At 55.9% G+C, this 5,904-nt stretch carries 9 protein-coding genes and 1 pseudogene; all 10 read right to left on the reverse strand.

Features of this window, described 5'->3' with window-relative positions; translation table 11 throughout:
- Window positions 1–117: pseudogene (locus tag ABJQ89_RS20425) on the reverse strand (glutamate 5-kinase); the annotation flags it as partial.
- Window positions 105–1,145 (reverse strand): GTPase ObgE, encoded by a 1,041-nt coding sequence (obgE, locus tag ABJQ89_RS20430; protein WP_348497995.1) that lies wholly within the window; start codon window positions 1,143–1,145, stop codon window positions 105–107. The pseudogene ABJQ89_RS20425 and the gene obgE, both read right to left, overlap by 13 nt.
- 37 nt (window positions 1,146–1,182) lie before the next feature.
- A complete protein-coding gene (locus tag ABJQ89_RS20435) occupies window positions 1,183–1,722 on the reverse strand; it encodes a GNAT family N-acetyltransferase (protein ID WP_348497996.1) in 540 nt (179 codons plus the stop codon).
- The gene (locus ABJQ89_RS20440; protein ID WP_348497997.1) at window positions 1,719–2,321 is read right to left on the reverse strand and encodes a LysE family translocator; all 603 of its coding nucleotides are present in this window, start codon (window positions 2,319–2,321) and stop codon (window positions 1,719–1,721) included. Before ABJQ89_RS20440 ends, ABJQ89_RS20435 begins: the two co-directional genes overlap by 4 nt.
- A gap of 194 nt (window positions 2,322–2,515) precedes the next feature.
- Window positions 2,516–2,785: a 50S ribosomal protein L27 gene (gene rpmA, locus ABJQ89_RS20445; RefSeq protein ID WP_348497998.1), complete on the reverse strand. Its 270-nt coding sequence runs from the start codon at window positions 2,783–2,785 to the stop codon at window positions 2,516–2,518.
- 15 nt (window positions 2,786–2,800) lie between these two features.
- Complete coding sequence (locus tag ABJQ89_RS20450) at window positions 2,801–3,514, reverse strand: 50S ribosomal protein L21 (RefSeq protein ID WP_348497999.1); 714 nt, start codon at window positions 3,512–3,514, stop codon at window positions 2,801–2,803.
- A gap of 166 nt (window positions 3,515–3,680) precedes the next feature.
- The gene (locus tag ABJQ89_RS20455; RefSeq protein ID WP_348498000.1) at window positions 3,681–4,082 is read right to left on the reverse strand and encodes a cell division protein ZapA; all 402 of its coding nucleotides are present in this window, start codon (window positions 4,080–4,082) and stop codon (window positions 3,681–3,683) included.
- On the reverse strand, window positions 4,075–4,626 hold the full coding sequence (locus ABJQ89_RS20460; RefSeq protein WP_348498001.1) for a hypothetical protein: 552 nt from the start codon (window positions 4,624–4,626) through the stop codon (window positions 4,075–4,077). The genes ABJQ89_RS20455 and ABJQ89_RS20460 overlap by 8 nt, the downstream gene beginning before the upstream one ends.
- A 155-nt stretch (window positions 4,627–4,781) precedes the next feature.
- Window positions 4,782–5,090 (reverse strand): transcriptional regulator, encoded by a 309-nt coding sequence (locus ABJQ89_RS20465; RefSeq protein ID WP_348498002.1) that lies wholly within the window; start codon window positions 5,088–5,090, stop codon window positions 4,782–4,784.
- A 1-nt stretch (window position 5,091) separates the two neighbouring features.
- Window positions 5,092–5,904, reverse strand: an 813-nt coding sequence (locus tag ABJQ89_RS20470) for a sodium-dependent bicarbonate transport family permease (protein ID WP_348498003.1), incomplete at its 5' end; no start/stop codon positions are given.

The following is a 5,904-nucleotide window of genomic DNA, read 5'->3' on the forward strand; positions in this document are numbered from 1 at the left end:
CATCGCGACGTCTTCGGCGAGCGCCGTCAGCCACTCTTGGCGCAAACGGCCCTTTTCAACGAGAAGAGCCGAGCCAATTTTGAGGACGACCCGTTTCGAGTGTTTTAAGGACGCCACGGTTCTTCGTCCTCGACTGGACCAACTTGCGAACGCAGACGATCATCGTCGATTTGCGCCCGTAGCGCGCGCAGCACCTCTGTCGTGCCAAGTTTTGCAGCCCCCGACATTTCCATAACAGGACCACCTGAGGCCTCTTCAAGCAGCGCTTTCGCCTCGGCGCGTGTCTCATCATCAAGCGCATCGACCTTGTTCAGCACCGTGACGCGGTTCTTAAACGCCAAATCGCCACCATAGGCTTCGAGTTCGCCAATGATGGTTTTATAATCCTCAACGATAGTCTCAGACGTGCCATCCACGAGATGCAAAAGCACCGCGCAGCGCTCAACGTGACCCAAGAAACGCACGCCTAGGCCAACGCCCTCATGTGCTCCTTCGATAAGGCCCGGAATATCAGCGACAACAAATTCGATGCCATCAACGCCCACAACACCGAGGTTCGGGTGCAGCGTCGTGAATGGATAGTCCGCAATTTTCGGTCGCGCATTGGATGTCGCGGCAAGGAACGTGGATTTGCCAGCATTCGGCAACCCCAGCAGGCCCACATCAGCGATCAGTTTCAAACGCAGCCAGATTGTACGTTCAACGCCCTCTTGGCCCGGATTGGCACGGCGCGGCGCTTGGTTCGTGGCCGATTTAAAGTGCAGGTTGCCGAAACCACCGTTGCCGCCCTTAGCGATCAAAACACGTTGGCCAAGCTCCGTCATATCCGCGATGACCGTCTCTTGGTCCTCATCCATGACCTCAGTACCCACAGGCACGCGCAGGATGATGTCATCACCGTCTTTACCCGTGCGGCCCTGCCCCATTCCGGGCTGGCCGCTCTTGGCGAAGAAGTGCTGCTGATAGCGGAAATCGATCAGCGTGTTCAAACCATCGACTGTTTCCACCCAAACAGAGCCACCAGAGCCACCGTCGCCGCCATTAGGGCCACCATATTCGATGAATTTCTCGCGTCGGAAGCTCACAGCCCCGCCGCCGCCGCCGCCGGAACGGATGTAGACTTTGGCCAGATCGAGAAATTTCATGTCAGTGCTTTCTATTAGTTAAGCGCGGTTTACGCGCTTAAGCGAGTTTGCGCAAATAGGTCCATGTGGGCACGGTTGCGCCGCGCGCCACGCTAAAGGATTCCGCATCGCCAATGTAGTCAAAACCGGCGTTGGTGAGAACTTTGGCCGATGCAGGGTTATCGTGGAACACCGAGCCGAAGATCGTTTTGTTGCCGAGCGGGTTCGCGTCGATCAATGCGCTAACGGCATCGGACGCCGTGCCCGTGTTCCAAAACGCGGGCGCAACCCAATATCCGATTTCTGACTGACTCTCATCGAGGCGCGTCAAAGAAATCAGCCCCATCAGCGTGCTACCGCCATGTTCGCTCGCGTCCATCGCCCAGATATCTTCGTCGCGCACAGGATCAGCGGCGCGTTTCAAGAGCGCCTCTGTCGCGCCAGGTGGCAACGGATGCGGGATCGACGATGTATTGCGCGCAACGCGCGCGTCCCCTGCCAGCATTTCGATCAAACCAGCGTCCGCAATATCTAACGGGCGCAACGTCATACGTTGGCTTTTGATCCCAACCTGTGGGGTTCGTGTCATATCATTCATGCTTTGGCTCCTCCGAACAAAACAAAGAGAACAGAAGCAACGGTCAGCGCCGCCAATGTCCACATCAAATAAGTTTCCGCCCGCGTTCCCGCGACGGTGTGTGCAATTTTGTGGCCTGCAAAGGTCCATATTGGATGCAAAACCACCTGACATGCCAATAAATAGACCGCGATCACAGCGGTTGCCTCAAAAGTTGGCGTTCCGGGAGCAACGAACGCGGTAAAGCCGCCAATGATCATCGCCCATGCCTTTGGGTTCAATGGATGCACGATCAAGCCAGCGGTGAAACCGGGTGCTTTCGCCTCGGTTTCGGTGTTCAACCGCAGGTTCGCAACTTTCCAAGCCAGCCAAATGATATAGGCTGCTGAAATGTACTTCAGCGCCGTGAAAAGCCACGGAACGCTGTTCGCCAATTCCATCAAACCAAAGCCAATCGGCCAGATGATCAATTGCTTCCCAAGAGCGACCCCCGCCACAAACGGCAGGGCCGCTTTGAAGCCAAAGCGCGCGCCGGTTGACATGAGCGCCATATTCGCAGGACCGGGCGTTCCGACCTGCGAGGCGGCAAAGACAAGGAATGCTCCTGCAGCGACTGACATCAAATGTCCGCCGACAGAACGTCGAATTTTACCGAAGCAAACCCGTATGTTACGCAAGTGCGCTCAAGCATTGCCTTAAAACCATTTACATAATTCATAGTGAAGTCCTCCCAAACATCCCTAGAACCAGAACGAAAAAGGGACCGGCGTTTCCGCCGATCCCTGTAATGTCATGCGACATTTTTAACGGCGAATTACTCAGCGGCCTCCGCGACCGGGAGAACCGAAATAAATGTGCGGCCTTTAAGACCTTTGTGGAATTTCACTGCGCCGTCTGCTGTTGCGAAGATCGTGTGATCTTTGCCAAGGCCAACGCCTTCGCCTGGCCAGAACTTTGTGCCACGCTGACGTACAATGATGTTTCCTGCGATAGCTTCTTGGCCACCGTAGAGTTTTACACCGAGACGGCGACCAGCTGAGTCGCGACCGTTACGGGATGAACCACCTGCTTTTTTATGTGCCATGGGGTCGTGCTCCTCTTATTCTGCTGCGAACTGTTTTGCTTGCGCAATCCAGTCGTCACGTTCAATGCGGCCTTTAAAGGACAGACGATCATCCATATAGGCGATCTCTGCTGGTCCCCAAGCTGCGATTTGGTCGAAGTGGAATACACCGATTTCGTGCAGTGTGCCTTCGAGTTTCGGGCCAACGCCGGAGATCTTTTTCAGATCATCCGCTTTGCCACCGCGTGCTTCTGTCAGCAGGTTGTCTGGCTGTACGCCATCGACCTCAACTGCCGGAGCCGCTGCTTCTGCTTTCTTAGGCGCCGCTTTCTTTGGGGCTGCCTTCTTAGGTGCGGCTTTCGCTGCGACTGCGGCAACAGCCACGCCTGCAACAGAACCTGCACCGATCGCAGCTTTCACGCCGGACTTGTCACCGCCGGACGCAAGGATGTCACCAACGCGGATCAACGTCAGTTGCTGACGGTGGCCCTTTGTACGCTGGGAGCCGTGCTTACGACGACGCTTAACAAAGTTGATAACCTTGTCGCCTTTGATCTGGTCTACGACCTCAGCCTGAACAGCAGCGCCGTCAACTGTAGGTGCGCCAACGACAGTCTTGTCGCCGCCCAGCATCAGAATTTCATTGAATTGTACGGTCTCACCCGCATCGGCTGCCAGCTTTTCAACACGGAGCACATCGCCCGATTGAACTTTATATTGCTTGCCGCCGGTTTTCATTACCGCGAACATCTACGTTCTTCCTTGTCTTCCGCGTCTCTAGGGTCCCGTTTCCGGCATTTTTCGGGGATCGTCCCCACCCATAAACAGCGCGCACATTCGTGCGTCATTAAAAATAGACCCGCGAAAGGGAATCCCCGCGCAGGTCTGCGGCTTATGCGAAGCCTTGGCCTTTAAGTCAAGAGGCTTCGCGCCCCTTTTCCTCAAGGGCCGCAGCAAAGGACTCGGCGCGCGCCGCGACCTCGGCCAATGTTTCACTGACAGATGCAGGAATGACCGGAACTTCGACACGTTCTGGTGGCGGAGCAGGTTGATTTTGCAGCGCCGTATGTTCGGCCTGCAGCGCACTGAGTTGCGCTTCAATCTTGTTAACTTTGTCTTCCATTGCTGCGGTGCGATCAGCAAGCATCAAACCCGCCATCAACAGCATACGCGCTTCAGGGATACGGCCAATCTGGCTCGCCAATGTCTGCGCTTCAACGTCGAGCATCTTGGCCGCAGAATGCAGATATTGCTCTTCACCATCCTGACAAGCGACTTCAAAATCACGTCCGCCGATAGAAATAACGACCTCAGGCATTTGAATTCTCCCCTTCACCAGCGCGTTTCACCAATGGCTCCAATGATGCAAGCAAAGCATCCGCTTGCGCGATTTCAACAGAGCGCGCGGCGCGTAGTGTTTCAAGTTCTGCGGACATGGCGCTATTGATTAGCGCGGCGTCACCGACCCCGCCTTCCAACGCGGCGCGCAGACCGATGTTTGACGCACGCAAGCCTTCAGCAGCTACGCGCAATCGCTGTAGATCAGTGTCCAGCTTGGCAGTTGCTTTGCGTTGCTCGTAAGCTTCCGCAGTTGCGCTTTGCGCTGCCGCAACCGCCTCTTCGCTTTTCTGTGTTAGATAGGCTTCCAGCTCGTCTTTCGCTTCAGCTTGCTCTTTCAGAGTAGCTTCAAGCTCTGCGATGCGCGCTTGTGCAGCCGTGGCGTTCGCTTCTGCGGCTTCCAACTGTGCAACCATTTCGGGATCTGGTCCCGCAGGCTCGGGTGCCTGCAAACCATCAATACCTGCCCCAATTCGATCCAGCGCCGCCGTGATCCGACGCTCGAGCTCGGTAATGTCGCTCATCGCGCTCTCCCTCGTTCTTTAACCTTAGCCAACGCACCACAGGCGAATCGCTTGTTTGCCCAGCTTTCAAGGAGTTTAGCCAATGCATTCACAAATTGCTCCCCCCCTTTGGCGTCAAGTACTTAGACTTCGACCCTCATGCCTATCGTGAAGCCTCAGAAAAGTTCCGCTCTTAAGACATAGGTGTCGCTGACGGATGCAACGCCAATGTGGCGTTCAACCACTGCAAACGCCGCCTCAAGGAGTGGATCAAGGCGTTCAGGCTTGATCAAACAAACGACCATCACCATGCCTGTGCGGCCCACCTGACCTTCTCGTGTCCACGGACCGGATCGCCCCGATCCACCGCGCACGGGAACGACGGTATAGCCTTTTACGCCAGCCTCATCGAGCGCTTTGGTCAGACGGCCTTCGAGGGGTTTTTCGATTACGATTTCAACGCGTTTCGCGGGATACATTTGCATATCAGCCTCCGATAAACTGGGTGGCAAGCGCCACATATAAAGGGATGCCCAAAGTTAGGTTGAATGGAAAGGTGACGCCAAGTGATAGGGTCAGATAGATCGCTGGATTGGCCTCAGGCAGTGCAACCCGCATTGCCGCGGGCACCGCGATATAAGAGGCCGACGCCGCCAGAACCATCATAAGTACGGCGCCGCCGCTCGACAGGCCGATCAACATCGCCATGAGCAATCCAACGATGGAGCCCGCCAATGGCATGGTGATGCCGAATACGATGGCTCCGAGACCCAAAACACCTTTGGATTGTCTCAAACCACGTCCGGCGACCAAGCCCATATCCAACAAGAAAAGGCATAGAACACCTTTAAACGGGGCCACGATGAAGGGAGAAATGTCAGCCAATCCTTTTTCGCCAGTGGCCATCCCGATGATAAAACTTCCGACAAGGAGCACAATGGACCCGTTCAACATGATTTCACGCATCAAGCCCGGCTCCATCCGAGCGCCTGATCCATTGCGCGAGATGAGCCAAAGCGCGGATAAGATTGCTGGCGCTTCCATCGCGGCGGCGACAGCGACCATATACCCTTCGGAGGGGATGCCGCGGCCCTCCAGAACGGCGGTTGCCGCGACAAACGTCACGATACTGATAGAGCCGTAATGCGCCGCGACAGCCGCAGCATCAAGTCGGGAGAATTGTGTGAGCACTTTGAGCAATGCAAAAGCCAAGAGCGGCAGCCCGAACGAGAGCAACACCCCTGCCCCAACTGACAACAACAACGCGCCGTCCACACCGTGCTCTGCAACGGAGGCGCC

This window comes from Planktotalea sp., assembly GCF_039984035.1.
Classification (GTDB): domain Bacteria; phylum Pseudomonadota; class Alphaproteobacteria; order Rhodobacterales; family Rhodobacteraceae; genus Planktotalea.